Here is a 25,488-nt window from a genome sequence, read left to right on the forward strand (position 1 = left end):
TGTGCCCGCCGACGACCCCCAACGCCGCGTGCTCGGACTAGGGTGCGTGAGGTGGACTTCTCGCACTCGGCCAAGGCGGCCGACTACCTGAGGCGTGTCGGTGACTTCATTCGTACGGAGATCGAGCCCGTCGAGGCCGAGTACCACCGTGTCCTGTTCGAGACGACGCGGGACCGGGACGCCGCCTGGGTGGTGCCACCGGTCCTCGCCGAGCTGAAGGCCAAGGCCCGCGCGCAGGGCCTGTGGAACCTCTTCCTGCCCGACGAGGAGTTCGGTGGCGCCGGACTGTCCAACGTGGAGTACGCACCGCTCGCCGAGCTGATGGGCCGGTCCTCGTTCGCGCCGGTGGTGTTCAACTGCAACGCCCCGGACACGGGCAACGCCGAGGTGTTGGTCAAGTACGGCAGTGCCGAGCAGCAGGAGCGGTGGCTCGGTCCGTTGCTGCGCGGTGAGATCCGCTCGGCCTTCTGCATGACCGAGCCGGACGTCGCCTCCTCGGACGCGACGAACATGGTCGCCACGGCGGTCGTCGACGGGGACGAGATCGTCCTCAACGGACGCAAGTGGTGGAGTACCGGGGTCGGCCACCCCGACTGTTCGTTCGTGATCTTCATGGGGCTCACCGACCCCGAGGCGCACAGGTACCAGCGGCACTCGATGGTGCTCGTGCCGATGGACGCCGAGGGGGTCAAGGTCGAGCGGATGCTGTCGGTGTTTGGCCACCGCGACGAGCCCTTCGGCCACGGCGAGGTCAGCTTCACCGATGTCCGGCTGCCGCTCTCGGCGGTCATCGCCGGCCCCGGTCGCGGGTTCGAGATCGCCCAGGGACGGCTCGGCCCGGGTCGCATCCACCACTGCATGCGCTCCATCGGGCTGGCCGAGCGGGCGCTGGAGCTGGCCTGCGAGCGGGCGAGCTCGCGGGTGGCGTTCGGCAAGCCGCTGGCGAACCTCGGCGGGAACCGCGAGCGGATCGCCAGGGCCAGGATCGCGATCAACCAGGCCAGGCTGCTGGTACTGCACACCGCCTGGCTGCTGGACACCCAGGGCCTGGCCGGCGCGCGCAGCGAGGTCTCGCAGATCAAGGTGGCCGTGCCGAACATGGCCCTCGAGGTGATCGACATGGCGATCCAGCTGCACGGCGCGGCCGGCCTGTCCGCGGACTTCCCCCTCGCCGACGCCTACGCCGGCGCGCGGTCACTGCGCCTGGCCGACGGGCCCGACGAGGTCCACCTCAACCTCGTGGCCCGCTTCGAACTTGCCAAGTACCTCAGCGAGAACAACCGATGACCGAAGGACGTGACGCGGCCCCGCCACGAACCCACAACCAGCCGGGCGAGGTGCGGGAGGAGGACGCGTTCGACACCGCCGCGGTGACGCGGTGGCTCGGCGCGCGGCTGGATGGGCTCGGTGAGCTGCGGGAGGTGCGCCAGTACCCCGGCGGCGCCTCGAACCTGACCTACCTGCTGCGCTTCGACGGCCGCGAGCTGATCCTGCGTCGCCCGCCCGTGGGACGGAAGGCGAAGTCCGCGCACGACATGAAGCGGGAGTACCGGGTGCAGCGGCAGCTCCACCCGGTGTACCCGTACGTGCCCGAGGTGCTCGCGCTCTGCGAGGACCCCGCCGTGCTGGGCTCGGACTTCTACGTCATGGAGCGCGTCGAAGGCCTCATCCTGCGCGGGGACCTGCCCGCGGGGATGACGCTGTCCGCCGAGCAGGCAAGGGCGCTGGCGTTCCGGGTGTTCGATCGGCTGATCGAGCTGCACGAGGTGGACCCGGCCGCAGCGGGGCTCGCCGACCTCGGCCGGGGTCCCGGGTACGTCGAGCGGCAGGTGACCGGCTGGTCGGACCGCTATGTCCGGGCCCGCACCGACGACGCGCCCGACTGCGCGGAGGTCATGGACTGGCTGGCCGCGAACCGGCCCGAGGACGTGGCGACCTGCGTGATTCACAACGACTTCCGGTTCGACAACGTCGTGCTGGACGACGCGCTCGAGGTGGTCGGGGTGCTCGACTGGGAGATGGCGACGCTCGGCGACCCGCTGATGGACCTCGCCGGCAGCGTCGCGTACTGGATCCAGGCCGACGACGACGAGGTGGCGCAGCTGCTGCGCCGCCAGCCGACCCACCTGCCCGGCATGCCGACCCGGGCCGAGATCGTCGAGTACTACTGCGCGCGGACGGGCCGCTCCGCCGGCAACTGGACGTTCTACGAGGTGTTCGGCCAGTTCCGGCTGCTGGTGATCATGCAGCAGATCTACTACCGGTTTCGCGCCGGCCAGACCCACAACCCCGCCTTCGAGCACTTCGGCCGGTTCGTCGCCTACCTCGCCGACCGCTGCCGCACCGCGATGGGGCGTTGACGTGGCGGCGATCTACCTGTTGCGGCACGGCCAGGCGAGCTTTGGGACAGCCGACTACGACGTGCTCTCCCCGGTCGGCGAGTTGCAGGCCAAGGCGCTGGGCGACGAGCTGCGCCGGCGCGGGGTGCGGGTGCACGCGGTGTGGTCGGGCACACTGCGCCGCCAACTCGCCACCGCCGCGGCCTGCCTGCCCGCGGCCGGTGTGGAGCTGGAGGTCCGCGAGGACCCGCGCTGGAACGAGTACGACCACCTCGGCCTGGTCCCGGAGGGGCAGGCGGCCGACCCCGAGGACCTGGTCGCCTCCGCCCGCCACTTCCAGGCCCAGCTGGACGCGGCGCTGTCGCGCTGGCTCGCCGGTGACGACGCCGTCGGCACCAGCGGCACCTGGGCGCAGTTCAGCGGCGGCGCGGTCGAGGCCGCGGCCGAGGTGTTCGCCGGCCTGCCCAAGGGCGGTACGGCGCTCGTGTTCACCTCCGCCGGCCTGATCAGCGCGATCTGCGCCCGGCTGCTGCACCTGCCCCCGGAGGGCTACCTGGCCCTGAACCGGACGATGGCCAACGCGAGCATCACCAAGCTGGTCAGCGGCCGGTCGGGGGTGAGCCTGCTGTCCTACAACGAGCACGGTCACTTCGAGGGGGAGAACCGAGAGCTGTTGACTTATCGCTGACCTGCCGGTTGCCCGTGCGGTCCGACCGGTGTAGGCAATGGGCATGCGTCGACCCAGCATCGACCCCGTCGTGTGGCGCCCGGCCAAGGTCGAGGGTGCGCGGCCGACCAGGGCGACCCTGCCCGCGTTGTCGTTGATCCAGGTGAGCGGCCTCGGGCCGGAGGACGTCCTGTGCGACAAGGGGCACCTGTTCACCGGAGTGGAGGACGGCCGGATCCTGCGGCTGACCCCCGACGGCCGACGGCTCGACACGATCGCCGACACCGGCGGGCGGCCCCTGGGCATCGAACTCCACACCGACGGCCGGCTGCTGGTCTGCGACGCCGTCCGCGGACTGCTGGCGGTCGAGCGGGCCAGCGGCGAGATCGAGGTCCTCGTCGAGCGGGGGCCGAACCTGAGGGTCTGCAACAACGCCGCGGTGACCATGGACGGCACCGTGTACTTCACGGACTCCACCAGCCGGTTCGACCTCGAACACTGGAAAGCCGACCTGCTCGAGCACGGGGGTACCGGGCGCCTGCTGCGCCGCGATCCCGACGGCACCGTCGAGACCGTGCTCGAGGGCCTGCACTTCGCCAACGGCGTCGCGCTCGCGCCTGACGAGTCGTCGGTGGTGGTGGCGCAGACCGGCGCCTACCGGCTGGACAAGGTCCACCTCACGGGGGAGCGGCAGGGGGAGAGCGAACCGCTCGCCGAAGGCCTGCCCGCGTTCCCGGACAACATCGCGACCGGTTCGGACGGGCTGGTCTGGATCGCCATGGCGAGCCCGCGGATCGCGGCGCTGGACATCCTCAGCCGGCTGCACCCCGTGCTGCGCAAGGGCGTCTGGGCACTGCCCGAAGCCCTTCAGGTCAAGGAGAAGCGGGTGGTGTGGGTGCGCGCGCTGGACATCGAGACCGGGCGCGTCGTGCACGACCTGTACGGCGAGCACCCGGACTTCCACATGGTCACCGGCGTGCGGGAGGCCAACGGCACGGTCTACCTCGGCAGCCTCGCCGAACGCGCGATCGCCCGGTTCGACCTTGCGTAGTCGTGCGGTGCGGGCGGAGCCGGGGTCGCGACCGGCTCGAGCGCGGCTCGGGTCAGGACAGCTCCCGCCAGGCGATGTCGACGAGCTCGGCCACCTGCTCCGGGTCCTGCAGGAGGTCTCCGCCGACCCGGGTGATGCGGACGGTCAGCTCCTCGTCGCCGCGCTGGCAGGCGACCACGGCGGAGAGGTCCGGGCTGGTGTTGTTGATCGAGCAGCTCACCTCGCCGAACACGCGAACCTCCTCGACCGGCCGGTCCAGCCGGAGGTACTCGGCGTCGCTGTAGGGGGCGTACAGGTTCGGGCTCGGCGCCCGGACCGCCTCGAGCGCGAACCTGTTCTCGACGCTGTCGTCGGAGTAGGTACGCACGAGGGCGCCGGCGTCGTCGTAGGCCGCGGCGAGCCGCTGCGTGCTGCGCGAGTCCCAGTCGCGCTGCCGGTCGGCGTTCTCCTGACCCCGATCGTCCTCATCGAACACGGACGCGTCCCCGTACTGGACGTAGTCCGACAGTCGTTCCGGTGCGGAAATCGCCGAGGACGATGCGCCATTGTTGCCGAACAGCAACCATGCACCTCCGACCAGCGCGGCACCGACCGCGAGACCGACGATGCCGGCGATGAGCAGGGGTCCACGGCTCCCTCGGCGCCCTGGAACCGGTGTCGGAAACCCTCGCGGCGGAGTGGGCATGAGGTCTGGATCGGGCCCGGTGGGCTGATCGGTGGTCACCTGGCCTCCCTTCGGCGGGTGTGCTTGGTCGGGGGGTTGACTTCAAAGCTCGCGCTGGTCCAGGCTAGTCCGCCATTAACCGATCAAGTCGGCCAACCTGTGCCGCCGGTTGAGCAGCCGCATCGATTACACCAGGTCCGAAGTGGACCCCTGTGGAGGAGTCGAAGATGACTCGACGGTGGACCCGTCGCCTCACGGCGGCCGTTCGCCCGGTGGCGGCTGGCGTGGTCTCTCCCCGCGCGCTTTCAGGAATCCCTTGACTGAGCCTGCTCCGGGTGCGGAGAGAAAACAGGTGCGGTGCATTCAGTCACGGATCGACAGGAGTAACGGAAATGAGTGCTGGAGCAAGGGTGCGCAGTGCTGCCCTCCTTGCCGTCGCGGCGGTCGTGCTGGCCGCGTGTGGTGACGACGGCGGCGGCGGTGGCGGTGGCGACCAGCCGGGCGGCGGGACTGCCCTGGAGGGGCGCGGTCCGATCACGTTCGCGAGCGGCAAGGACACGTCGGGCAACATGCAGAAGCTGGCCGACGAGTGGAACTCCGAGCACCCCGACGAGAAGGTGACGATCACCGAGCTGCCGGAGTCGGCCGACGACCAGCGCAACCGGATGATCCAGAACGCCCAGGTCAAGTCCGACGAGTTCAGCGTGCTGAACCTGGACGTGATCTGGACCGCGGAGTTCGCCGCGAACCGGTGGATCGTCGAGCTGCCGCAGGACGAGTTCGACCTCGACCAGTTCCTCGAGCCGGCGGTGGAGACCGGCAAGTACCGGGACAAGCTGTACGCGGTCCCGGTGTACTCCGACGGCGGCCTGATGTACTACCGCAAGGACCTGCTCGACAAGGCGGGCGTCCAGCCGCCGGAGACCTGGGACGAGCTGACGGCCGCCTGCACGGCGGTCAAGAAGCTGCCCGAGGCGAAGAACACCGGTTGCTATGCCGGCCAGCTCGACAAGTACGAGGGCCTCACGGTGAACTTCTCCGAGGCCGTGGCGTCCTCGGGCGGCACCGTCGTCGGTGAGGACGGCAAGCCGGACGTCAACACGCAGGAAGCCAAGGACGGCCTGAACTTCCTCGTCGAGGCCCGCAAGAGCAACCTGATCCCGCAGGCCGCGATCACCTACAAGGAGGAGGAGGGTCGCCGCGCGTTCCAGGACGGCGGGCTGATCTTCCACCGGCAGTGGCCGTACCAGTGGGCGCTGGCCAACGCCACCGACGGCTCCTCGAAGGTGGCCGGCAAGTTCGACGTCGCCCCGCTGCCCGGCAAGGACGGCCCGGGCGTGTCCAGCCTCGGCGGGCACAACTTCGCCATCTCCGCGTTCACGCCGAACAAGGCCACCGCGCTGGACTTCATCAAGTTCTTCTCCTCGGAGGAGGCCCAGCGCTCCAACCTGCTGGCGACCTCGCAGGCGCCGACCCGTTCGGCGCTCTACGAGGAGCAGGAGCTGGTCGACAAGTTCCCGTACCTGCCGACCCTGCTCTCCTCGATCGAGAACGCCGCGCCGCGGCCGCGGGTCGTGCGCTACGGCGACGTCACGGCCGCCATCCAGGAGGCCGCGTACGGTGCCATCACCGGTGAGACGACCACCGACGAGGCGCTCGAGCAGCTGCAGACCAAGCTCGAAGAGCTGACGGCGGAATAAGGGCAGTGGGTTGGGCCGGGCGGGACTCACCTCCCGTCCGGCCGGCCCTCCTGTGACCATGTACGGGAGAAACTCGTGACCGCTCCTGCCCTGCCGCCGACCACCGGCGGCGACGCCGCAAGCAGTCCGCAGCGCCACGGCCGCCTGGCCGCCGCGCTGCTCTCGCCCACGTTGATCGTGCTGGCCCTGATCGTCCTCTACCCGCTCATCTCCGCCCTGCGCGAGTCGCTCTACCGCAGGGAGGAAGGGCTCGACGAGAGCGGATTCGTGGTCGAGGGCGACAAGTTCGTCGCCATCGACAACTACATGCAGGCGTTCACCGGCGAGGCCGCCGAGCGGTTCTGGAACGCCTTCTTCAACACCACGTTCTTCACCATCGTCGGGGTGACCATCGAAGTCGTGCTCGGCATCGCCATGGCGCTGGTCATGCACCACGCGCTGCGCGGCCGGGGCATCGTCCGGGCCAGCATCCTGGTGCCATGGGCGGTGCCGACGGCGATGTCCGCCGTGCTGTGGCAGTGGATCTTCCAGGCGGACGGCGTCGCGAACGAGATCCTCAACACCCAGATCCTGTGGACCACGGAAGGGTTCCAGGCGAAGCTCGCGGTGTTGATCGCGGACACCTGGAAGACGGCTCCGTTCGTCGGCCTGCTGGTGCTCGCCGGGCTCCAGATCATCCCCAACGACGTCTACGAGGCGGCCAGGGTGGACGGGGCCAGCGGCTGGCGCCAGTTCTGGCGGATCACCCTGCCGCTGGTCAGGCCGGCCCTGATGGTGGCTGTGCTGTTCCGGGTGATGGACGTGTTGCGCATCTTCGACCTGCCCTACGTGCTCATCGGAGCGCGCAAGCACTCGGTCGAGACGCTGTCGATGCTGGCCTTCGAGGAGGCCAACCAGGTCAGGTACGGACCGGCGGCGACCTACGCGACGATCCTGTTCCTCTACGTGGCGATCGTCGCGTACGCGTTCGTGAAGCTGCTCGGTGCCGACCTGCTCGGTGAGGCCAGGGTGCGGAACAAGGAGAGCAGGATGCGCAGGAAGGCGATGGCGACATGAGCACGAAGACCCAGGCACCGCGCGGCCGCCGGTGGCTGCTGCAGCTGGGCATCCTGGTCATCGTGCTCTACTGCCTGGCGCCGTTCTACTGGATGGTGGTGTCGGCGTTCCGCCGGCCCAACGACCAGGGTGAGAACACCTGGCTCCCGAGCCCGTTCTCGCTGGAGAACTTCAGGGGTGTGTTCGGTCCGGGCGTGGGCTTCGGCCGGTCGCTGCTCAACAGCGTCGTCGTCGCCGGCGCGACGACACTGCTCACGCTGCTGATCGGCACGTTCGCCGCCTACACGCTGGCCAGGCTCAACTTCCGGTTCAAGAACCTGGTCGCGGGCATCATCATCGCGACCGCGATGTTCCCCGGGATCTCGCTGATCGTGCCGCTGCTCAAGCTGTTCAGCGAGATCGGCTGGATCGACACCTACCAGGGGATGATCGTGCCGAGCCTCTCGTTCGCGCTGCCGCTGGCGGTGTGGACGCTGGCCACGTTCTTCCGGCAGATGCCCAAGGAGCTGGAGGAGGCGGCGATGGTGGACGGCCTCACCCGGGGCCAGGCGTTCCGGCGGGTGATCCTGCCGCTGGCCGCGCCCGGCATGTTCACCACGGCGATCATCACGTTCATCGCGGCCTGGAACGAGTTCATCATCGCGCTGTCGATGGTCAACGACCAGGAGATGAAGACCGCCACCGTCGCCATCTCGCAGTTCACCGGCATCACCGGCTTCGACAGCCCGTTCGGCACGAAGATGGCCGCCGGTGTGATCGTCACCGTGCCGCTGGTCGTCGTCGTACTGATCTTCCAGCGGCGGATCATCGCCGGGCTCACCGCGGGCGGTGTCAAGTAGCCCGTGCTCCACTGTGGCCGCGGTCGTCCCGACCGCGGCCACAGCACGCCGGTGGGAGAGATCGGGCGAAACCGGGGCACCCGCGCCGCTGAGGTGTCATCATCGGCGGGTGTGGCGGCGTACCCCGGTTATCGCGTTCTGGCTCGTCCTCGCCGGTCTCGTCTCGACCGGCTGCTCCTCCTCGACCGCCTGGCCCGACCTGGGCCGGCTGGCCGGACCCGACGTCGCCGCGCTCCGGGTGACCGGGACCGAGGCGACCGGCGTCGAGGGTCCGGTCCGCGTGTCCCGGGACGGCGACCGGCTGCTCCGGCTGGTCGGTGACCCCTGTGTCACCTCGCTGGAGGGCGCCGGCGAGCAGTGCATCGGCAACGAGGTGATCGCGGACCTTGCCCACGCGGAGTGGTCTCCCGACGGCACGCGGCTCGTGTTCACCGGCGACTTCTGGCGGCGGCTGCGCGATCCGGACGTGTGGGTCCTCGACCTGGCCGACGGCCGGCTGGAGAACCTGACCGACGACGGCGTCGACCAGTTCGACCTGAGCGCTCCGGACCCCGACGCCCACATCGACCTCCTGCCGTCCTGGTCGCCGGACGGCCGGTCGATCCGGTTCGCCCGCGGGCACTGGGACTCCGGGTCCTCCGAGCTGATGACCGTCGCCGTGGACGGTGAGGGCGAGCCGCGGTCGCACGGCACGATCGGCTGCGGCAGAGCCGAGTTCGTCGCGCTGGCCTGGTCGGCCGACCGGGTCGCCTGGACCTGCGGGGCCCACGAGCCGTCGGTGTGGACGGCCGACCACTCCGGACAGAACGCCGTCGAGGTGATGCGGAGCAAGAAGGGCGAGGACCGCATGCTGCTCTCGTTCTCCCCGAACGGCAAGTGGCTGCTCGTCGACTCCGGCACCCAGTACGTCACGTCCAGCCCTCGGCCCGGCGGGTTCGCGCGGGTCGTGCCGGCCACCGGTGGGGACCCGGTGCCGGTGGCAGACGGCGATGTCGCCTTCCCGACCTGGGCGCCGGGCGGGCAGGCCATCGCCTACGTCGAGCCGCCCGGCTCGGTGAAGGTCGTCGCCGAGCCGGGCGGAGAACCCCGGGAGCTGCACTCGGCCGAGCGACTGGCCGGTGTGGACGGGATGCGCCTGGCCTGGGCACCCAAGGCGATACTGGCGCTCCTCGAGGGTGAGCCGGTCCGGCTCACCCTCGAGGAGTGATCTGTCCTCAGGTGATCCGGCGGCGGAACAGCACGCTCGCAGCGGCCAGCGCGACCGCCAGGATCCCGGCGCACCAGGCAATCGCCAGCCAGGCGCTGTCGCCGACCGGCGTACCGAGCAGCAGGCCGCGCATCGACTCGATCACCGGCGTCATCGGCTGGTGCTCGGCGAAGCCGTGGATCCAGCTCGGCATGGTGTCGATCGGGACGAACGCGCTGCTCGGGTAGGGCAGGAACATGATGAAGAAGGTGAACCCCCCGGCTGCCTCGGGCGAGCGCGCCAGCACCCCGACGGCGGCGGCGACCCAGGAGAACGCGACCACGAACAGCACCAGCACGCTGACCGCGGCGAGCACGTCCGGAGCGTCGGCCTGCGGTCGGAAGCCGATCAGGAACCCGACCAGGATCACCAGCACGGTGGACATCAGGTTGCGCGCGACCGAGGCGACCACGTGGCCGCCCAGGACGGCGGCGCCGCTGACGTCCATCGAGCGGAAGCGGTCCATGATGCCGCCGGTCATGTCGTTGGTCACGGCGACAGCGGTGAGCGAGGAGCCGAACCCGGCACACAGGACGATCACCCCCGGCACCACGTAGGTCACGTACTCGGTCCCGGTCTCGATCGCCCCGCCGAACAGGTACACGAACAGCAGCATCAGCATCACCGGCAGGAACAACGCGGTGATCAGCCCGTCGATGTTGCGCAGCGAAAGGCGGATCGAGCGGGCGGTCATCGCCAGCGCGTCGCCGGCGAGCGAGGCCGGGCGCTGGAGGGTTGCGGTCTCAGACACCGGCGGTCTCCTTCTGGGACTGGGTGGTGGCGTGCCCGGTGAGGGCGAGAAACACGTCGTCGAGGGTCGCGCTGTGGACGGTGAACCGGGCGACGGCGCGGTGTTCCGGATCGAGCTCGTCGAGCAGTGCCCGCACGTGGTTGGCGCTGCCGTCGGTGGCGACCGAGACGGCCAGGCGCTCGGGCGCCGGCTGCGTGGCGCGGGGACCGAGCCGGTGGACCAGGCCCTCGTACGCGGCCGGGTCCGGGGCGACCAGGTCGAGCCGGTGGCCGGCGACCTGTTGCTTGAGCTGGGCGGCGTGGCCCTGCGCGACGATCCGCCCGCCGTCCACGACCGCGATCTGGTCGGCCAGCCGATCGGCCTCCTCGAGGTACTGGGTGGTCAGGAAGATCGTCACCCCGTTCCGGACGAGCTCGTTGACGACCTCCCAGACCTGCTGGCGGCTGCGCGGGTCCAGGCCCGTTGTCGGCTCGTCCAGGAAGATCACCGCGGGCTGCGTGATCAGGCTCGCGGCGAGGTCCAGCCGCCGCCGCATGCCGCCCGAGTACGTGCGGACCCGCCGGTCGCCGGCCTCGGTCAGGTCGAACCGTTCGAGCAGCGCACCGGCCCGCGCCCTGGCCGCGGACCCCCGCAGCCCGTGCAGCCGAGCCATCATCCGGAGGTTCTCGGCTCCGGTCTGGAGCTCGTCAACGGCGGTGTCCTGCCCGGTCACGCTGATGCCGCGGCGGACCTCGGCGCGCTGCCGCCTGATGTCGAACCCGGCGACCCTGGCCGTGCCCGCGGTCGGGGGCAGCAGGGTCGAGAGGATGCGCACGGTCGTGGTCTTGCCGGCGCCGTTCGGGCCGAGCAGCGAGAAGACGCTGCCCCGGGCCACCCGGAGGTCGACGCCGTCGAGCACGCGCACGGCGCCGAAGGACTTCTCGAGGCCGACGGCCTCGATCGCTGGCTGGTCGGGCATGGTGATCCCTGTCTGTCGCGGTCAGTGGTTCTGCGTATGGCGTAAACCATATTGCGTATGACATAAACAGTGCATCGGGGAAATACCCTGAGGCCGACATCGGGGTGGTCAGGGGATGAGCGGAGAGAGCGAGACCGGGCTGCCGGCCAGCTTCGAGTTGGCCTGGGGCGTGCGTGAGCGCCCGACCAAGGGACCGCGCGCCGGGCTGAGCCTGGAGCGCGTGGTGCGGGCGGGCGTCACCGTAGCCGCCGAGGAGGGGCTGGCGGCGGTGTCGATGAGCCGGGTGGCGAAGGTGCTCGGAACCTCGGCGATGTCGCTGTACCGGTACGTCGGGTCGAAGGACGAGCTGCTCGCGCTGATGCTCGACGCCGTCCTCGGCGAGGTCGACATCACCACGATCGCCCGGGACGACGGGTGGCGGGCCGGCCTGGAGCGGTGGGCGTGGACCGAGCTCGCGGCGTACCGGAAGAACCTGTGGGTGCTGCAGGTGCCCATCAAGGGCCCGCCGGTCACCCCGAACTCGATCACCTTCCTCGAGCAGGGCCTGCGCTGCCTGACCGGCACGCCGCTCACGCCGGCAGAGAAGATGTCGGTGATCCTCACGTTGACCAGCTACACGCGGGCCTGGGCGGCGATGAGCTCACAGCTCGACGCGGAGTCCGTCACCGAGGGGGCGGTCGGGGTCGAGGTCGTGGCGGACTACCCCCGGCTCCTGATGAAGCTCACCACGCCCGAGCGGTTCCCCGCGCTGCACGAGGTCCTCGCGGCCGAGCCGTTCGTCGACGAGGACGAACAGCTCGACGACGACTTCGCGTTCGGTCTGGCCCGGCTCATGGACGGGTTCGGCGTGTTGATCGCGTCCCGCGCTGTCTGATTTGTCTTCTTACCTTGCTCATAGGTTCGCTGCTTACTGTGGAACGCATGTCCAACGCACGAGCCGTGGCGGTCGCGAGCCTGGCCGCGCTGCTGCTCGGCGTCGCGCTGATGCTCGCCCTCCACGTCGTGCCGCCGACCAGCGAGATCAGCCCGGTGCGTAGAACGCTCAGCCAGTACGCCCTTGGCCCGAACAAGTGGGTGTTCGACGTCTCGGTGCTGCTCATCGCGCTCGGTTCCGCGCTCGGACTGGCGCTGCTGGTGCGCCACCGGGTGGTCCGGCCGTGGTCGGGCACCGTGTTCTTCGGTGCGTTGTGGACGCTCAGCCTGCTGGTGATCGTGTACTTCACGAAGACGGACTGGTCGGTCGGGCCCTCGATCAGCGGTCTCGTCCATCGCTATGCCAGCGTCGTCGCGTTCGTCTCGCTGCCGCTGGCGGTGCTGCTCGCGGCCGGCGCCGCGTTCGCCGGGCGTCCGGGCTGGCGCCTGGCGGCACGCGGGTTCGCCGTGCTCTCCCTCGCCCAGTTCTGCGTGATCCTCGTCGGCGTGGTCCGGATGTCGGCCGGCGGCGGGCCGTGGTGGCGGTTCGTGCCGCTCGGCCTGGTGGAGCGGGGCATCACGTTCAGCGGGGTGGCCGCGATCACGATCCTGGTGCTCGGGGTGGCCCTCGGTGCCGCCGCCCGACCGGCGGGGAATTCGGAGGACGTGCTTCGCGCTGCGGTCTAGCGTTCTCGACCGTGATGTCGATGAGCCAGGTGGCGGCGTTCGCGGTGCTGACCGTGGTCATGGTGGTCGTGCCGGGGCCGAGCGTGCTGTTCACGATCGGTCGCGCGCTGACCGTCGGACGGCGGGAGGCGTTGTTGACCGTCGTCGGCAACGCGGTCGGGGTCTACCTGCAGGTCGTCGCGGTGGCCTTCGGGGTCGGGGTCCTCGTCGAGCGGTCCGCGGCGGTGTTCACGGCGGTGAAGCTGGCCGGCGCGGGCTACCTCGTGTTCCTCGGCGTCCAGGCGATCCGCCACCGCCGGCGGGTCACCGAGGCGCTCGCCGTGCGGCCGGTGTACTCCGCCGGGCGCTCGGTGCGGGACGGTCTCGTGGTCGGGCTGCTGAACCCGAAGTCGATTCTGTTCTTCGCCGTGGCGCTGCCGCAGTTCGTCGCTCCGGAGGCCGGCGCGGTGCCGGTCCAGATGCTCGTGCTCGGCGCGCTGTTCCCGGTGACCGCCCTGGTGTTCGACAGTGTCTGGGCCCTCGCCGCGGCCACCGCGCGGGCCTGGTTCGCCCGCTCGCCCCGGCGCCTGGAGCTGGTCGGGGGCACCGGCGGGCTCATGATGATCGGCCTGGGGGCAGGCCTCGCGGTGAGCGGCCGAAGGGACTGACCTACCGTTCTCCCTCGACCGCCGCAACATGTCATGGGAACGCGTGTTCTAATGTTGCGTCCCGCAGCGTTCGAGACGACGAAGGAGCGTGAGGGTGTCCCCCACGAGCGAGCCCACCGCCGCCGAGGCCCCGAAGAAGAAGCCCGCGACCGCCGCCGAGGCGCCGGAGCCCACCGTCGAGGCCGCCCCCGCGCCGGTCGAGGCCGCGGCCGAGGCCCCGAAGAAGCGCGGCCGCAAGCCCGGCAGCACCGCCCGCAAGACCCGCACGGTCGAGCTGACGCTCACGGTCACCGGCACCATGGACGGCGAGTGGCAGGCCGAGCTGACCCAGTCCGGCACCCGGGTCCTGCAGGGCCTGTCGGTCCCGGCCGCCGCAGTCTCCCGAGCCGCCGCGGAGCTGCACGAGGACATCTCCAAGGCCATCGAGAGCGTGCTCGACGCCGCGCGCCAGCAGCACCAGTCCCGGCTCGCCGAGCTGGAGGCCGAGCTGTCCAAGGTGCGGCAGGCGCTCGCCGAGCTCCAGGAGGACTGACCGCCCGCACCGGCGGCGGGATCCACCGCCGCCGGCTCCGGCGGGCGAACCGGGTCGGCCAGGACATACGATCGGCCCACCCGCCAGCACCTCGAGGAGATGAGCATGGGCTTCGCCGCCGCGCAGGACCGCTACGAGACCATGTCCTACCGCCGCACGGGGGACAGCGGGCTCCACCTCCCGGCGGTCTCGCTCGGCCTGTGGCAGAACTTCGGAACCGAGGTCCCCCTCGAGCAGTGCCGCGCGATCCTGCGCCGCGCGTTCGACCGCGGCGTGACCCACTTCGACCTCGCCAACAACTACGGCCCGCCCTACGGCTCGGCGGAGGCGAACTTCGGCGCGCTGATGGCGTCGGACTTCCGGCCCTACCGGGACGAGCTCGTCATCTCCACCAAGGCGGGCTACGACATGTGGCCGGGGCCGTACGGCCAGGGCGGCGGGTCGCGCAAGTACCTGCTGGCGAGCCTGGACCAGAGCCTGTCCCGGATGGGGCTGGACTACGTCGACATCTTCTACTCCCACCGGTTCGACCCGGACACCCCGCTGGACGAGACGATGGGTGCGCTGGCCTCGGCCGTGCAGCAGGGCAAGGCGCTCTACGTCGGCATCTCCTCCTACAGCGCGGCCAAGACCAGGGAGGCGCACACCCTGCTCGCCGGAATGGGCGTGCGGCTGCTCATCCACCAGCCGTCGTACTCGATGCTCAACCGCTGGGTCGAGGGCGAGCTGCTGGACACCCTCGGCGAGCTCGGCGTCGGCTGTATCGGGTTCTCCCCGCTCGCGCAGGGCATGCTCACCGACCGCTACCTCGACGGCATCCCCGAGGGCTCACGCGCCAGCCGCGACGGCTCGCTTTCGCGTTCGATGCTCACCGAGGAGAACCTGGAGCGGGTGCGCGCGCTGAACGAGATCGCGAAGGGGAGGGGGCAGACGCTGGCGCAGATGGCGCTGGCCTGGACCCTGCGCGACCCGCGGATGACCTCCACGCTGATCGGCGCGTCCAGCGTCCGGCAGCTGGAGGACAACCTGGCCGCGCTGGACACGCGGGAGTTCACCGACGACGAGCTGGCCGAGATCGACCGGCATGCCGAGGAGAGCGGCATCAACCTGTGGGCCCGCTCCAGCGCCCACTGACGCGATGATCGCGGTCGTCGGCAGCTGCAACGTCGACTTCGTCGTGCCGGTGGCGACCCTCCCGGCTCCCGGCGAGACGGTCCTGGGTCGTGACCACCTGCGCACCCCGGGCGGCAAGGGCGCCAACCAGTCGGTTGCCGCCGCCCGGCTGGGCAGCGAGGTCGCGTTCGTGGGGTGTGTGGGCGACGACGAGCTCGCCGGCACGATCCGGGGCGCCCTCGAGGCGGCCGGCGTGCGGCTGGACTGGCTGCGCGAGGTGGCCGACACCCCGAGCGGCATCGCGCTGATCACCGTCGCCGAGGACGGCGAGAACACGATCGCGGTGAGTCCCGGTGCCAACGCGCGCCTGGGCACCGAGGACGTCGCCGCGGCCGGGTCGCTGCTCGCCGAGGCCGAGGTGACGCTGATCCAGCTGGAGATCGCGCCGGAGGTGGTCGACGCGGCGACCCGGGGCGCCGGCGGCCGGGTGGTGCTCAACCCCGCCCCGGCTCGTCCGCTGACCCCGGCCCTGCTGTCCTCGGTGGACGTCCTGGTGCCCAACCGGTCGGAGCTGGCGTTCCTGACGGGGAACCAGGAACCATCCACCCTGGACGATGCGGTCATCCAGGCCGAGGCACTGACCGGCCCCGGCGCGGTCGTGGTCACCCTCGGCGCGGACGGCGCCCTCGTGCTCCACAGGGGACGGACAACGCACGTGCCGGCTACGCCGGTCGAGGCCGTGGACACCACCGGCGCGGGCGACGCGTTCTGCGGCGCCCTTGCCGACGGCCTGGCCCGCGGCGACTCGCTCGAGGACGCGACGGCCTGGGCGGTGCGGGTGGCCGGCATCTCCACCACCCGCTGGGGTGCCCAGTCCGGAATGCCGACCCGGAAGCAGGCCGGTGGGTCACTCCGGTGAACGCCCCTGCTCGACCAGGCGGGTGAGGCGGTCCCGCCACCACCGCGCGCGCTCGGGGTCGGCGTTGTCGTAGCGGTCCAGCAGGGACGGCTCCGGGGTCGGGGGAACCGGGGCCACCGGCAGGTAGCCGTCCACCGGCAGCAGCGACCGCGCCGGCCCGACCACGTCCCCGGCCAGCAGGGACAGGGTGCCCAGGCCGCAGGCGAAGTCCAGGGTCGGCAGGGCACCGGCCAGGGCCAGGCCCGCGGCCAGCCCGACGCTGGTCTCCAGCGCCGAGGACACCACGCACGGCAGGCCGCAGGCCTCGGCGACCCGCAGCGCACGGCGAACCCCGCCCAGCGGCGCGCACTTGAGCACGGCGACGTCGGCCGCCTCGGCGAGGGCCACCCGCAGCGGGTCGGCCGCGCGGCGGATGGACTCGTCCGCGGCGATCCGCACGTCGACCCGACGGCGGACCGCGGCCAGCTCCTCCACCGTCCGGCAGGGCTGTTCGACGTACTCCAGCCCGCCCGCCGCGCTGTCCAGCCGGGGGATCGCGGTGATCGCGGTGTCGGTGTCCCAGGCGCCGTTGGCGTCGCAGCGGACCGCGCCCGACGGGCCGAGGGCGTCACGCACCGCGGCGAGCCGCTCGATGTCCTCGGGCAGGGAGTCCGCGTGGTCGGCCACCTTCACCTTGACCGTGCGGCAGCCCGAGGACGAGGCGATCTCGTGGGCGCGCTCCGGTGACACCGCGGGCACGATCGCGTTGATCGGCACGCGCCCGCGGACGGGGTCGGGCCAGCCGACCGTGCAGGCCTCGAGCGCGGCGGTGAGCCAGGACGCCGCCTCCGGGTCGTCGTACTCGGGGAACGGGCAGAACTCGCCCCACCCGGCCGGTCCCTCGATCAGCATGCCCTCGCGCACGTCGACGCCGCGGAAGCGCGTCGTCATCGGGATGGCGAACGTCCGGGCCTCGTGGAAGTCGATCATGGTCTTCATCGTTATTAACGCTAGTCCACCCGGGGCGGATAGGATTTTCGTGATCGTTTCCCAGGTGGAAAGGTGATGAGGGCTATGACGAGGCAGCACGACGGCGTGGCGTCCTCGGTGGTCGACCGGTTCCCCGCGAAGCACCTGGCCAAGCCGGAGATCAGACAGTTGCCGGAGGCCCCGACATCGACGTGGCGGATCATCGGACCGGGCGTGGTGGCGGCCGGCGTGGGGCTCGCCTCGGGCGAGTTCGTCCTCTTCCCCTACATCGCGTCGCAGGTCGGGCTGGTGTTCGTGTGGGCGGCACTGGTCGGCCTCGCCACCCAGTTCTTCATCAACATGGAGATCGAGCGCTACACGCTGGCCACCGGCGAGACCGCGCTGACCGGGTTCAGCCGCTTCTGGCGGCACTGGGGGCTCGTGTTCGCCGTCCTCGCGCTGTTCGCGAACCTCTGGCCCGGCTGGGTGACCTCGTCGGCGACGCTGGTCACCTACCTCTGGGGCGGCGATGTCAAGTGGATCGCCATGGGGATGCTGCTCGTGATCGGACTGATCCTCACCCTGGCACCCGTCGTCTACGTCGCCCTGGAACGGGCCGAGATGCTCAAGGTCGCCGCGGTGGCCGTGCTGCTGGTGGTCGGCGCGTTCGTCGCCATCTCCGCCGACGCGTGGGGCGACGTGCCGAAGATCGTGACGGACGCGTCCATCCCGGCCGAGTCGCTCGGCTTCGCGCTGCTGCTGGGTGCGCTGGCGTTCGCCGGCGCCGGCGGTGGGCAGAACCTGGTGCAGAGCAACTGGATCCGGGACAAGGGCTTCGGCATGGGGCGGTACGTCCCGCGCATCGCGAGCCCGGTCACCGGCAAGCCGGAGGCGGCGCCGAGCACCGGCTTCATCTTCGAGCCGACCGACGAGAACCTCGGCCGGTGGCGTGCCTGGTGGCGCTTCGCGAACCGCGAGCAGCTCTACACGTTCGTGCTGATCACGTTCCTGTCGATCATGTTCACCTCGCTGCTGGCGTACTCGACGGTGTTCGGCCGGGACGACGTGGCCAACGGCATCGCGTTCCTCCAGGTCGAGGGCAACGTGCTCGGCGAGACGGTCGGCGGCTGGTTCCGCACGCTGTTCTGGGCGATCGGAGCGTTCGCCCTGTTCGCCGCGGCGCTGGGGATCGTGGACTACACCGGCCGGCTGGTCGCCGACGTGATCAAGACGGCATACGCACCGAAGGCCAAGGAGAGCTCGCTCTACTTCGGAATCGTCTGGGGGCTGGTGCTGGTCGGGTGCGTGATCGTGGTGGCCGGTTTCGCGCAGCCACTGGTGCTCCTGGTGATCTCAGCGTCGGTCGGCGGCGTGATGATGTTCGTCTACTCGGCGCTGCTGATCATGCTCAACCGCAAGGTGCTGCCCGAGCAGATCCGGATCAAGGGGGTGCGGCTCGGGGTTCTGGCCTGGTCGTTCGCACTGTTCGGCGTGCTGAGCGTGCTGACGATCATCGACCAGGTGAAGAAGTTCTGACCACCGCGGAGGCCCTGGTCATCCTTCCGGATCGGACGCTGGAGACGGCCCGAGCGGCGCCTGGCCGGTGAACCGCAGCCGGCGGATCTCCCGCACGTACGCGTTGGACGACGGCAGGAAGAGCAGGGCCACCGCCACGTAGAGCAGCGGCAAGGACACCAGACCGACCACGGGGAGCGCCAACATCCCTCCACCCCCGGAGTCGTCGGACAGGAAGTCCCCGATCGCGATCTCCATCGACCCGGACACCAGGAACACGACGACGAGGGCGAGGAGGACGCGGACCAGGTTGCCGCTACCCCGGAGCCACAAGGCGAGGACCAGCATCACGATCGGCGCCAGCCAGGCCAGCGTGTCGACGACAACGTTCTCGACGGACGCGTCGACCTGCGAGTCGGACGTCAGGGAACCGAGGGCGTGGGCCGCCAGCAGCAACAACCCCATGGACACGAACACCAGCCGGGCGAACCACAGCATGCCCGGCAACCGAGGAGCCTCCCCAGCACTCATGATCGCGAGCTTAGAGCGCACGAGGCCGGGTTCGACAAATCTTGACGTTGAGGCCAGCCGAGTCAATTTTCCTGGGTAGGGAGTCGGCGAGCCCGATTCCGTTGCCCGCGTCGCCGATACCGTGCGGGTATCGTCGCAGCATGGAGCTTCGCACGCTGCGCTATTTCGTCGCGGTCGCCGAGGAGCTCCACTTCGGCCGTGCCGCCGCCCGACTGCACATCAGCCAGCCGGCGCTGAGTCGGGCGATCAAGCAGCTGGAGGCCGAGCTCGGCACCAGACTGTTCGACCGGTCCCCGGCCGGTGTCACGCTCACCGCGGCCGGGGTGGTGCTGCTCGACGAGGCACGGGCACTGCTCGACCAGGCCGACCGAACCCGCCTGCGCGTGGCCGCCGCTGCCGGGGCCGCGACCATCACCGTCGGCATCCTCGGCGACAGCACCGACCCGGACCTGATCCGGCTGGCCGGCGCCTACCGCCGGCGGTATCCCCACGTGGAGGTCAGCGTGCGCGAGACCGACCTGACCGATCCCACCTGCGGACTGCACGCGGGCCTGGTGGACATCGCCCTGACCCGGGCACCGTTCGACGAGACCGGCCTGGTGGTGCGCGAGCTGCGCGCGGACCCGGTGGGCGCGCTGCTGCGTGCCGACGACCCGCTGGCCCGGCACGAGAGCCTGACGCTCGCCGAGCTGGCGGGGCGTCGGTGGTTCGTGTTCCCGGCGGGCACCGACCCCCGCTGGCAGTCCTACTGGAACGGTGGGGAAACCCGCGAGGGACCGGTGGTGCGAGCGGTCCAGGAGTGCCAGCAGGCCGTTCTCTGGAACGGGACGGTCGGGATGACGCTCGTCGGCCACAGGCCCGCGGCGGGACTCATCGTCGTGCCGGTGGTCGACATGCGTCCCAGCCGCGTGATCCTGGCCTGGAAAGAGAGCCGGACGAGCCCGTTGGTCCAGTCGTTCGTCCAGCTGGCGACGGCAAGCTATCGAAGCTCGCCGACCGCCTGGTCCACCAGCTCGTCGACCGGAAGGGACATGTCGAGCACCATGCCCCGCTCGTCCGGCTCGAGCGGCTCGAGCGTGTCGAACTGAGAGTCCACGAGCGAGGACGGCATGAAGTGCCCGCGACGGTTGGACACCCGCCGGTAGGCGGTCTCCCGGTCGCCGTGCAGGTGGACGAACACGACGTCCGGGGCGGTGTCGCGCAGCGCGTCCCGGTAGCGGCGGCGCAGCGCGGAGCAGCTGGCGACTGCGCCGGTGTCGCGCTGGCTGGCGAGCCAGGTGCCGATGGCGTGCAGCCACGGCACCCGGTCCTCGTCGGTCAGCGGCACACCGGCGGTCATCTTGGCGACGTTGGCCGGACTGTGGAAGTCGTCCGCGTCGGCGAACGGCATCCCGAGCCGAGCGGCGATCGCCTTGCCTACAGTGGACTTTCCGCAGCCGGTGACCCCCATTACCACGACCAGGGCGGCTACGCTCACAGTTGTCCCTTCTTTGTCCACCAGTCCACGGTCTCACCGTCGGTAGGCAGCCGCTCGTGCAGCTGTCGCGCGCGTTCCGCGTCCACGTCGTCGCTGGTGGCGGTCCCAGTGGTACTGAGCTTCGCGTCCTCTTTGGCCATCTCCAACGGCACCTTCCTGGCAAGCGGCCCGAGTCCTTCGACCTCGCGGAAGCCCACCGGGATTCGCGGTGTCACGGCCTTGTCGAACCGGTGGGCCAGCTGCTGGACCCTGGAACCGAGGTGCCCGAGGTGGTCCACAAGCTCGTCGAGCTTGCCGATGATGCGCCTGAAGACGTCGGCGGCGTGCTCCATGACCCTGCACAGCATCTGAACCGAGGTGGCACCGAGGGTCATCGGTGCCGCCGCGAGCTGGGCCGCCGCCCACTGCAACGTACGCCAGGCGAAGTCGGCGAGCATGTCCCGGATGACGCCGCGGACGACGGCGACGTCGGCACCGGCCTTGGCGGTCTCACTCGCCATCTCCGCACACGTGAGGGCCGCACCGCGGATCTGCGCCTCGCGGTGGTTCATGGCGGCGGCGAACTCGTGGGACGAGGTCGAGTCGCCGTGGAGGTAGGTCGGGACCTCCGTCCGCAGGGAGTTCCCTTGCTGGTTGGCGATGTTCTCCAGCGCGAGCGCGGTGTCGTTCCACTGTTGCACGGCGTTCTTCACGGCATCCGGGTTCCCGGCGGTCACGTCGAGCGGGACGCGCAGCATCGGGATGTGCTCGAGCATCCACCCGATCGCCGACGTGGCCAGGGTGTCGATGGGGTTGGCGAACGCGCCGATCATGTCGACTCCGAGAAGGCCGGTGTTGGCCACCACCGAGTCGATGTCACCCGCGGCGATGGACTGGCCGAGCTCGGCGAGGGTGTCCACCGGGCCGGCGCCCGCCAGTGGCTCAACCATCCTGCTCACCCCCGAACCGCTGTACCTGGTTCTCCTCGGTCCTGTCGAAGGTGTCCGCCGAGTACCGGACCTTACCCGCGTCCACTTTTACCGCGTTGCCCAGCTGCTTCAGCCCTCGGACCGCCTCGTCCGCGGAGTCCATCAGGCAGCCGACGAAGGGCGCGTTGAGCACCCCGAAGGCAAGTCTGTCCGACAGGAACGAGGCGGCGTGGTCCGACGCCGCGCTGATCGCCTCGCCTCGGTGCTCCACGCCGTGGGCGAACCTGCGGAGTTCGCCAGTCGCTACTTCGGTCCTGTCGGTCACGACCGTCCCTTTCGTTTCCGGAGAACGCCCCCGTACTCCTCGTCCGGATGCTGCTCCGACCGTCCGAGGTGTTCCTCCTCCGGCTCCGGCGCGAACTGGCGGACGAACTCCGCCGTGGCCGGGTCGAGCGACTCGGTCAGCTTCGTCGACACCTGACGCCCGGCCTCACGCACGGTCCGCATCACCAGCGCCCCGAGGGCCTCGGGTCGGTGGTCGGAAACCTTGGCGGAGAAGGAGATGTTCTGCAACGCACCGGTCGGCGAGAGGGTGACGGTCACCGCTCCGTCGGGCGAGGTCGCCGTCGCGCTCGCGGCGGCCAGGTTCTCGCGCAGCTCGGTCGCCTTGGCCTCGAGCCGCTCGGCCTCCTCGCGCAGGGTTCGCAGCATCGCCTCCGGCTCCATGCCGGCGAACGGGTTGCCTTCCACCGTGTTCCTCTCTCAGGCCCGGCCCAGCTCGCCGAGCAGCTCGTCCAGCTGACGCCGAAGCGCGGCGTCGGTTCCCGGTAGCAGCGTCACCCAGCCGTTCTTCCTGGTGAACAGGTACCGGTTCGTCGGGGTGTCGTACACGCTGACGACATACGAGGCCCGACGACGGGTCCGGTCGGCGGTCGTGCGCGCCGCTCCGAAGTGTCCCATTCGGACGACCTCGGCCAACACCCCCGTGACCTTCGTCGCCTCGGAGCGAGGAAGCCCTTTCGCTGTCAAGGCCCGCCAGAACCGGTCCCGGTCCGCTCCCGCCCGTCCAGCCGCGTGGTCGAGTGTCGCGGCCGGCAACGTGATCGACCCGCCAGTGCCGGCCGGATGCGGCGGCAACAACGCGGCCGTCTCGGCCACGACCTGGTCCGGCCGTACCGACCACAACCCGAGCTCGTCGTCCAACACGGCCACTGTGGCGCCCCGCCCGGCCACCGCCGCGAGGGCGGTCGTGCGTGGCCCGTGTTCGCTCAGCTGCAACCGCGCGTCGATCTCCCACTCCGGCCGCGCGAGCCGAGCCAGTCGGTGCGCGAGCCGTTCGTCGAGGTCGTCCGGGCGGCCGAGGTTGCGTGCGGCAAGCGATGCCCAGGCCTTGACCCGAAGCTCGGCGCGCTCGTCGTGGGTGCGCCCCGGCGACTCGACCGCGAGTACCGGCTGAAACGGCCCCAGCCCGAGATGCTCCCACAGCACGTCATACTCGAGCCGGCTCAACGTGATCCTGCCGCCCATAGTGGTCCTCAGTCGTCGTCCTCACCGATAACCGCCGGCGCGACGGGCGGGGTGTCGTCCCAGAAGTCGTCGTTGAAGTCGCGGAGGTACTCGGGGGAGGTGCGCTCCTTGTCCTCCTCGTTGCGGGCCGGGGCACCCATCGGTCCGGCGCCCATGCCGCCGGCCGGCCCGCCGGGCCGTGCCGCCCCAACCCCACCCCGCGCGACGGCCGTGTTTTCGGACAGTGGTGCCGCGCCGACAGCCCCGCCGCGCCCAGCGGCGCCGCCGCCCTGACCGCTGCCAGGACTTCCGCCGACCCCGCCGCTCCCGAGCCCGCCGCCCGTGCCGCGCGGGGCGCCGCCTCCTGGAGTCCCGCCACTGCCGGGTCCCGCGCCGGTGCCGCCGAACGGCCGTCCCGTGTTGCCGGCGACCCGATCGGTCGGGTCGGTGAGCACGCCGGTGATCGGCGGGAACGGGTTGCTTCCGGTCGGTCCCGAGGGGCCAGACGTTCCCGACGGCAGCGGCGTCGGGGTGGGCGTGCCGCCGACCCGGGAGGGATCCGTAGTCCCCACCTCGTTGGGAGTCACACCCCCCGGCACGGTCCCGTTCCCGTTCCCGCTGCCGTTCCCGGGCGCGCTGCCCCCGTCACCGCCGGGCGCGCCGAACTGACCGGGCCCGGTCGAGCCGCGTCCCGTGTCGCCGCCGCGCCCGGTGTCACCGCCGGGCCCCGTGTCCGAAAGCGCCCGTGCTCCGTCGCCCCCGGCGGTGTCGCCGCTGTCACCGAACGAGCGGCTGTCGATGAAGCTGCCCGCACTGCCACCCGCGCTCGTGCGCTCGTGCGAGCTGATCCCGATGTCGGGCGGCTCCGCGAAGTTCCCCAACGTGTCGGCGGAGGAGATGTTGTTGTCCGTGTACCCGTTCATCAGCTCGACCGCGTACAGGTGCGCACGCTGAGCCTGCCGATCGGCGACGTCCTCGTCGTTCTGCCCCGCCAACAATCCCGAGAAGTTGGACGGCATCCCCTGCCCGATCCGCGACGGCACAACGACCGGCTCCGGCATAGAGTTGGAGGCACGAGCGAAGCCGTCCGCGATCTGCTGCAAACTAGCCCGACTCTGCTCGGCGGCCGTGGCGGTTTCCTGCGCCCACGAGCCAAGCGGCGACACGCTCTCACTCATCGCGGTGCTGGCCCGGCCCTCCCAGGAGACGCCCGCCTCCCGCTGCAACTGCTCGATGCGGTCCCGCGACTCGTTCATCAACCCGACGAGCTCGTTCCACGCGCGGTCGGCCTCGTCCAAGGCGCTCGGGCCCTTGGCATTGGTCTTGACCATGTCGTAGATCTCCTGGTGGGAGTAGCCGTCCCACCGGTACCCCCAGAACCCCGGGCCCCGAATACTCATCGGATGTCCTTCGTTATCTCTTGACCAACGTGCTCATGATCGAGCTGGCGAACTGGTGTGCGTAGTCACAAACCGAGTCAACCCCGGCTGGGAGGGAGTACAGCCGAACCTGCACGTCAAGATACTGACCGTCGGCCACGTCGACAGCGATGAAGCACACCATGTCATCGCCGGGCAGGGTGCCGGTGTAGGCCGGGAAACCGTCGATCGGGTCCGCGGGGCCGATCTGGAGGAGGCGTCCCTCCCGGGCTTCGACGCCTTCGTGGGTCACGAGGTTGGCGTCCATCGCTCCGAGATCGCCGTACCAGGCGCAGGTGGATGCACCGTTGTCGTCGCTGCTGCGTTCGCCGGGCTTGTCCAGGCCGTATCCGGCAAAGTCGGCCTGCGGCAGCAGGGTGCAGGGGTCGACGTCGTCGAGGCGGATATCTCGGGGTCGGGCAGGGGGAGCCGAAACGCTGGTGCTGGTTTGCTCGTCCGGACTTGGGCTCTCCGAGGCGCCTGGGCGAGGTTGCCCGGCGGAGACGCTCGTGCACCCAGCCGTTGTGATGAACAGCAGGGGCAAGAGGATGCCGATCCGCCGGGTCACGCTGGTCCCTGCCGAAAGGTGGCGGCGGCGGTCTCCTCGATTAGACCGTAAGCGAGCGCGCTCTCACGCATCTTGTCGATCACTATGTCCAGTCGGGCAGCGTAAGCGGCGCCCTTCGCCGTCGCTATGCCGCCGTTCTCGGACACGATCGCGATCGCGTCTCTGCTACAAGGGTCGCCCCCGGGGGACTCGACCTCTGCCAGCTGGCGCCCGTGTCGAAGAATCCACTCAGCGACTCGGTCGCGTTCCTCCTCGATGCCCTGCTTGAGCTGAAGAAGCTTGTCCGGGTCCACGACCATGCGCTCCGGCCCGTCCAGGTCGCCGGTGTCGATGAACACGGTGTTCGTCCCCCTCCTGAAGCGTCTACCGCTGCTCGCAAGCCTCCGACCAGCAGCGTAGCTGATCGGGTGACGTGACATGGCCGGTTGACGCAGGTCTCGCGGCCCCCAGATGTCACGTGCAGCGGTTGTTCGCTCACCCAGGGTTGAGATGATAGGGCAGTGTCCGGCTCCTCGCCTGTCGGTCGCCTAAATTGC

Annotated in this window: 29 protein-coding genes; 16 read left to right on the top strand and 13 right to left on the bottom strand. The window is 70.5% G+C overall.

Features of this window, described 5'->3' with window-relative positions:
• Positions 1–51: 51 nt before the first annotated feature.
• The 4 genes from BU204_RS14730 to BU204_RS14745 are packed head-to-tail and all read left to right on the top strand — an operon-like array spanning position 52 to position 4,057.
• Positions 52–1,287, top strand: a complete 1,236-nt coding sequence (locus BU204_RS14730) for an acyl-CoA dehydrogenase family protein (RefSeq protein ID WP_075126329.1) — start codon at positions 52–54, stop codon at positions 1,285–1,287.
• Positions 1,284–2,360, top strand: a complete 1,077-nt coding sequence (locus BU204_RS14735) for a phosphotransferase family protein (RefSeq protein ID WP_075126234.1) — start codon at positions 1,284–1,286, stop codon at positions 2,358–2,360. Before BU204_RS14730 ends, BU204_RS14735 begins: the two co-directional genes overlap by 4 nt.
• A 1-nt stretch (position 2,361) precedes the next feature.
• Entirely contained in the window at positions 2,362–3,027 is a 666-nt protein-coding gene (locus BU204_RS14740; protein ID WP_075126235.1) for a histidine phosphatase family protein, read from the top strand.
• 43 nt (positions 3,028–3,070) lie between these two features.
• A complete protein-coding gene (locus BU204_RS14745; RefSeq protein WP_198942879.1) occupies positions 3,071–4,057 on the top strand; it encodes an SMP-30/gluconolactonase/LRE family protein in 987 nt (328 codons plus the stop codon).
• A 52-nt stretch (positions 4,058–4,109) separates the two neighbouring features.
• Here the strand turns inward: BU204_RS14745 and BU204_RS14750 are convergent, their stop codons facing one another.
• Positions 4,110–4,532 carry a hypothetical protein gene (locus BU204_RS14750; protein ID WP_143229515.1) on the bottom strand — a complete coding sequence of 141 codons (423 nt, stop codon included), beginning with the start codon at positions 4,530–4,532 and terminating at the stop codon, positions 4,110–4,112.
• A 599-nt stretch (positions 4,533–5,131) separates the two neighbouring features.
• On the opposite strand from BU204_RS14750, the gene BU204_RS14755 reads away from it, so the two are divergent.
• From BU204_RS14755 to BU204_RS14770, 4 genes are all read left to right on the top strand, one after another.
• Positions 5,132–6,421: an ABC transporter substrate-binding protein gene (locus BU204_RS14755; protein WP_233160330.1), complete on the top strand. Its 1,290-nt coding sequence runs from the start codon at positions 5,132–5,134 to the stop codon at positions 6,419–6,421.
• A gap of 75 nt (positions 6,422–6,496) precedes the next feature.
• Entirely contained in the window at positions 6,497–7,477 is a 981-nt protein-coding gene (locus tag BU204_RS14760) for a carbohydrate ABC transporter permease (protein ID WP_233160331.1), read from the top strand.
• A complete protein-coding gene (locus BU204_RS14765; RefSeq protein ID WP_075126238.1) occupies positions 7,474–8,316 on the top strand; it encodes a carbohydrate ABC transporter permease in 843 nt (280 codons plus the stop codon). Before BU204_RS14760 ends, BU204_RS14765 begins: the two co-directional genes overlap by 4 nt.
• A gap of 109 nt (positions 8,317–8,425) precedes the next feature.
• Positions 8,426–9,523, top strand: a complete 1,098-nt coding sequence (locus BU204_RS14770; protein WP_075126239.1) for a PD40 domain-containing protein — start codon at positions 8,426–8,428, stop codon at positions 9,521–9,523.
• Between the two features lie 7 nt (positions 9,524–9,530).
• Here BU204_RS14770 and BU204_RS14775 read toward each other — a convergent pair whose 3' ends face one another.
• Positions 9,531–10,313, bottom strand: a complete 783-nt coding sequence (locus tag BU204_RS14775) for an ABC transporter permease (protein ID WP_233160332.1) — start codon at positions 10,311–10,313, stop codon at positions 9,531–9,533.
• Positions 10,306–11,271, bottom strand: a complete 966-nt coding sequence (locus tag BU204_RS14780; RefSeq protein WP_075126240.1) for an ATP-binding cassette domain-containing protein — start codon at positions 11,269–11,271, stop codon at positions 10,306–10,308. The genes BU204_RS14775 and BU204_RS14780 overlap by 8 nt, the downstream gene beginning before the upstream one ends.
• A 115-nt stretch (positions 11,272–11,386) precedes the next feature.
• On the opposite strand from BU204_RS14780, the gene BU204_RS14785 reads away from it, so the two are divergent.
• The 6 genes from BU204_RS14785 to rbsK all read left to right on the top strand — a co-directional run bounded on the left by BU204_RS14785 (position 11,387) and on the right by rbsK (position 16,081).
• A complete protein-coding gene (locus BU204_RS14785; protein WP_075126241.1) occupies positions 11,387–12,145 on the top strand; it encodes a TetR/AcrR family transcriptional regulator in 759 nt (252 codons plus the stop codon).
• Between the two features lie 47 nt (positions 12,146–12,192).
• A complete protein-coding gene (locus tag BU204_RS14790; protein ID WP_075126242.1) occupies positions 12,193–12,870 on the top strand; it encodes a DUF998 domain-containing protein in 678 nt (225 codons plus the stop codon).
• Between the two features lie 14 nt (positions 12,871–12,884).
• Positions 12,885–13,517 (top strand): LysE family translocator, encoded by a 633-nt coding sequence (locus tag BU204_RS14795; protein ID WP_408608010.1) that lies wholly within the window; start codon positions 12,885–12,887, stop codon positions 13,515–13,517.
• 88 nt (positions 13,518–13,605) lie between these two features.
• Entirely contained in the window at positions 13,606–14,049 is a 444-nt protein-coding gene (locus BU204_RS14800; RefSeq protein ID WP_408608009.1) for a DUF6319 family protein, read from the top strand.
• Between the two features lie 105 nt (positions 14,050–14,154).
• A complete protein-coding gene (gene mgrA / locus BU204_RS14805) occupies positions 14,155–15,183 on the top strand; it encodes an L-glyceraldehyde 3-phosphate reductase (protein WP_075126245.1) in 1,029 nt (342 codons plus the stop codon).
• A gap of 4 nt (positions 15,184–15,187) precedes the next feature.
• Positions 15,188–16,081 carry a ribokinase gene (gene rbsK, locus BU204_RS14810; protein ID WP_075126246.1) on the top strand — a complete coding sequence of 298 codons (894 nt, stop codon included), beginning with the start codon at positions 15,188–15,190 and terminating at the stop codon, positions 16,079–16,081.
• On the opposite strand, the gene BU204_RS14815 is transcribed toward rbsK, so the two are convergent.
• Positions 16,070–17,059, bottom strand: coding sequence for an o-succinylbenzoate synthase (locus BU204_RS14815; RefSeq protein WP_075126247.1), 990 nt, complete (start codon positions 17,057–17,059; stop codon positions 16,070–16,072). The two genes, rbsK and BU204_RS14815, sit on opposite strands and share 12 nt — an antisense overlap.
• A gap of 75 nt (positions 17,060–17,134) precedes the next feature.
• On the opposite strand from BU204_RS14815, the gene BU204_RS14820 reads away from it, so the two are divergent.
• Positions 17,135–18,565 carry an Nramp family divalent metal transporter gene (locus BU204_RS14820; RefSeq protein WP_075126248.1) on the top strand — a complete coding sequence of 477 codons (1,431 nt, stop codon included), beginning with the start codon at positions 17,135–17,137 and terminating at the stop codon, positions 18,563–18,565.
• A gap of 18 nt (positions 18,566–18,583) precedes the next feature.
• On the opposite strand, the gene BU204_RS14825 is transcribed toward BU204_RS14820, so the two are convergent.
• Positions 18,584–19,075 (bottom strand): hypothetical protein, encoded by a 492-nt coding sequence (locus BU204_RS14825; protein WP_143229517.1) that lies wholly within the window; start codon positions 19,073–19,075, stop codon positions 18,584–18,586.
• 140 nt (positions 19,076–19,215) lie between these two features.
• Here BU204_RS14825 and BU204_RS14830 point away from each other — a divergent pair, with 140 nt between their 5' ends.
• Complete coding sequence (locus tag BU204_RS14830; RefSeq protein ID WP_083661323.1) at positions 19,216–20,163, top strand: LysR family transcriptional regulator; 948 nt, start codon at positions 19,216–19,218, stop codon at positions 20,161–20,163.
• Here the strand turns inward: BU204_RS14830 and BU204_RS14835 are convergent.
• The 8 genes from BU204_RS14835 to BU204_RS14870 are packed head-to-tail and all read right to left on the bottom strand — an operon-like array spanning position 20,055 to position 25,290.
• Positions 20,055–20,525, bottom strand: coding sequence for a gluconokinase (locus tag BU204_RS14835; RefSeq protein WP_198942881.1), 471 nt, complete (start codon positions 20,523–20,525; stop codon positions 20,055–20,057). The two genes, BU204_RS14830 and BU204_RS14835, sit on opposite strands and share 109 nt — an antisense overlap.
• A 23-nt stretch (positions 20,526–20,548) precedes the next feature.
• A complete protein-coding gene (locus BU204_RS14840) occupies positions 20,549–21,481 on the bottom strand; it encodes a hypothetical protein (protein WP_075126251.1) in 933 nt (310 codons plus the stop codon).
• A complete protein-coding gene (locus BU204_RS14845) occupies positions 21,474–21,785 on the bottom strand; it encodes a hypothetical protein (protein WP_075126252.1) in 312 nt (103 codons plus the stop codon). Before BU204_RS14845 ends, BU204_RS14840 begins: the two co-directional genes overlap by 8 nt.
• Entirely contained in the window at positions 21,782–22,210 is a 429-nt protein-coding gene (locus BU204_RS14850) for a YbaB/EbfC family nucleoid-associated protein (protein ID WP_075126253.1), read from the bottom strand. Before BU204_RS14850 ends, BU204_RS14845 begins: the two co-directional genes overlap by 4 nt.
• Before the next feature lie 12 nt (positions 22,211–22,222).
• A complete protein-coding gene (locus tag BU204_RS14855) occupies positions 22,223–22,987 on the bottom strand; it encodes an ESX secretion-associated protein EspG (RefSeq protein ID WP_075126254.1) in 765 nt (254 codons plus the stop codon).
• Between the two features lie 8 nt (positions 22,988–22,995).
• Positions 22,996–24,366, bottom strand: coding sequence for a PPE domain-containing protein (locus BU204_RS14860; RefSeq protein WP_075126255.1), 1,371 nt, complete (start codon positions 24,364–24,366; stop codon positions 22,996–22,998).
• A gap of 13 nt (positions 24,367–24,379) precedes the next feature.
• The gene (locus BU204_RS14865; RefSeq protein ID WP_075126256.1) at positions 24,380–24,952 is read right to left on the bottom strand and encodes a DUF3558 domain-containing protein; all 573 of its coding nucleotides are present in this window, start codon (positions 24,950–24,952) and stop codon (positions 24,380–24,382) included.
• Entirely contained in the window at positions 24,949–25,290 is a 342-nt protein-coding gene (locus BU204_RS14870) for a PE domain-containing protein (protein WP_075126257.1), read from the bottom strand. The genes BU204_RS14865 and BU204_RS14870 overlap by 4 nt, the downstream gene beginning before the upstream one ends.
• Positions 25,291–25,488: the final 198 nt, after the last annotated feature.

It is taken from the genome of Actinophytocola xanthii, assembly GCF_001921205.1.
In the GTDB taxonomy this organism is placed as follows: Bacteria; Actinomycetota; Actinomycetes; order Mycobacteriales; family Pseudonocardiaceae; genus Actinophytocola; species Actinophytocola xanthii.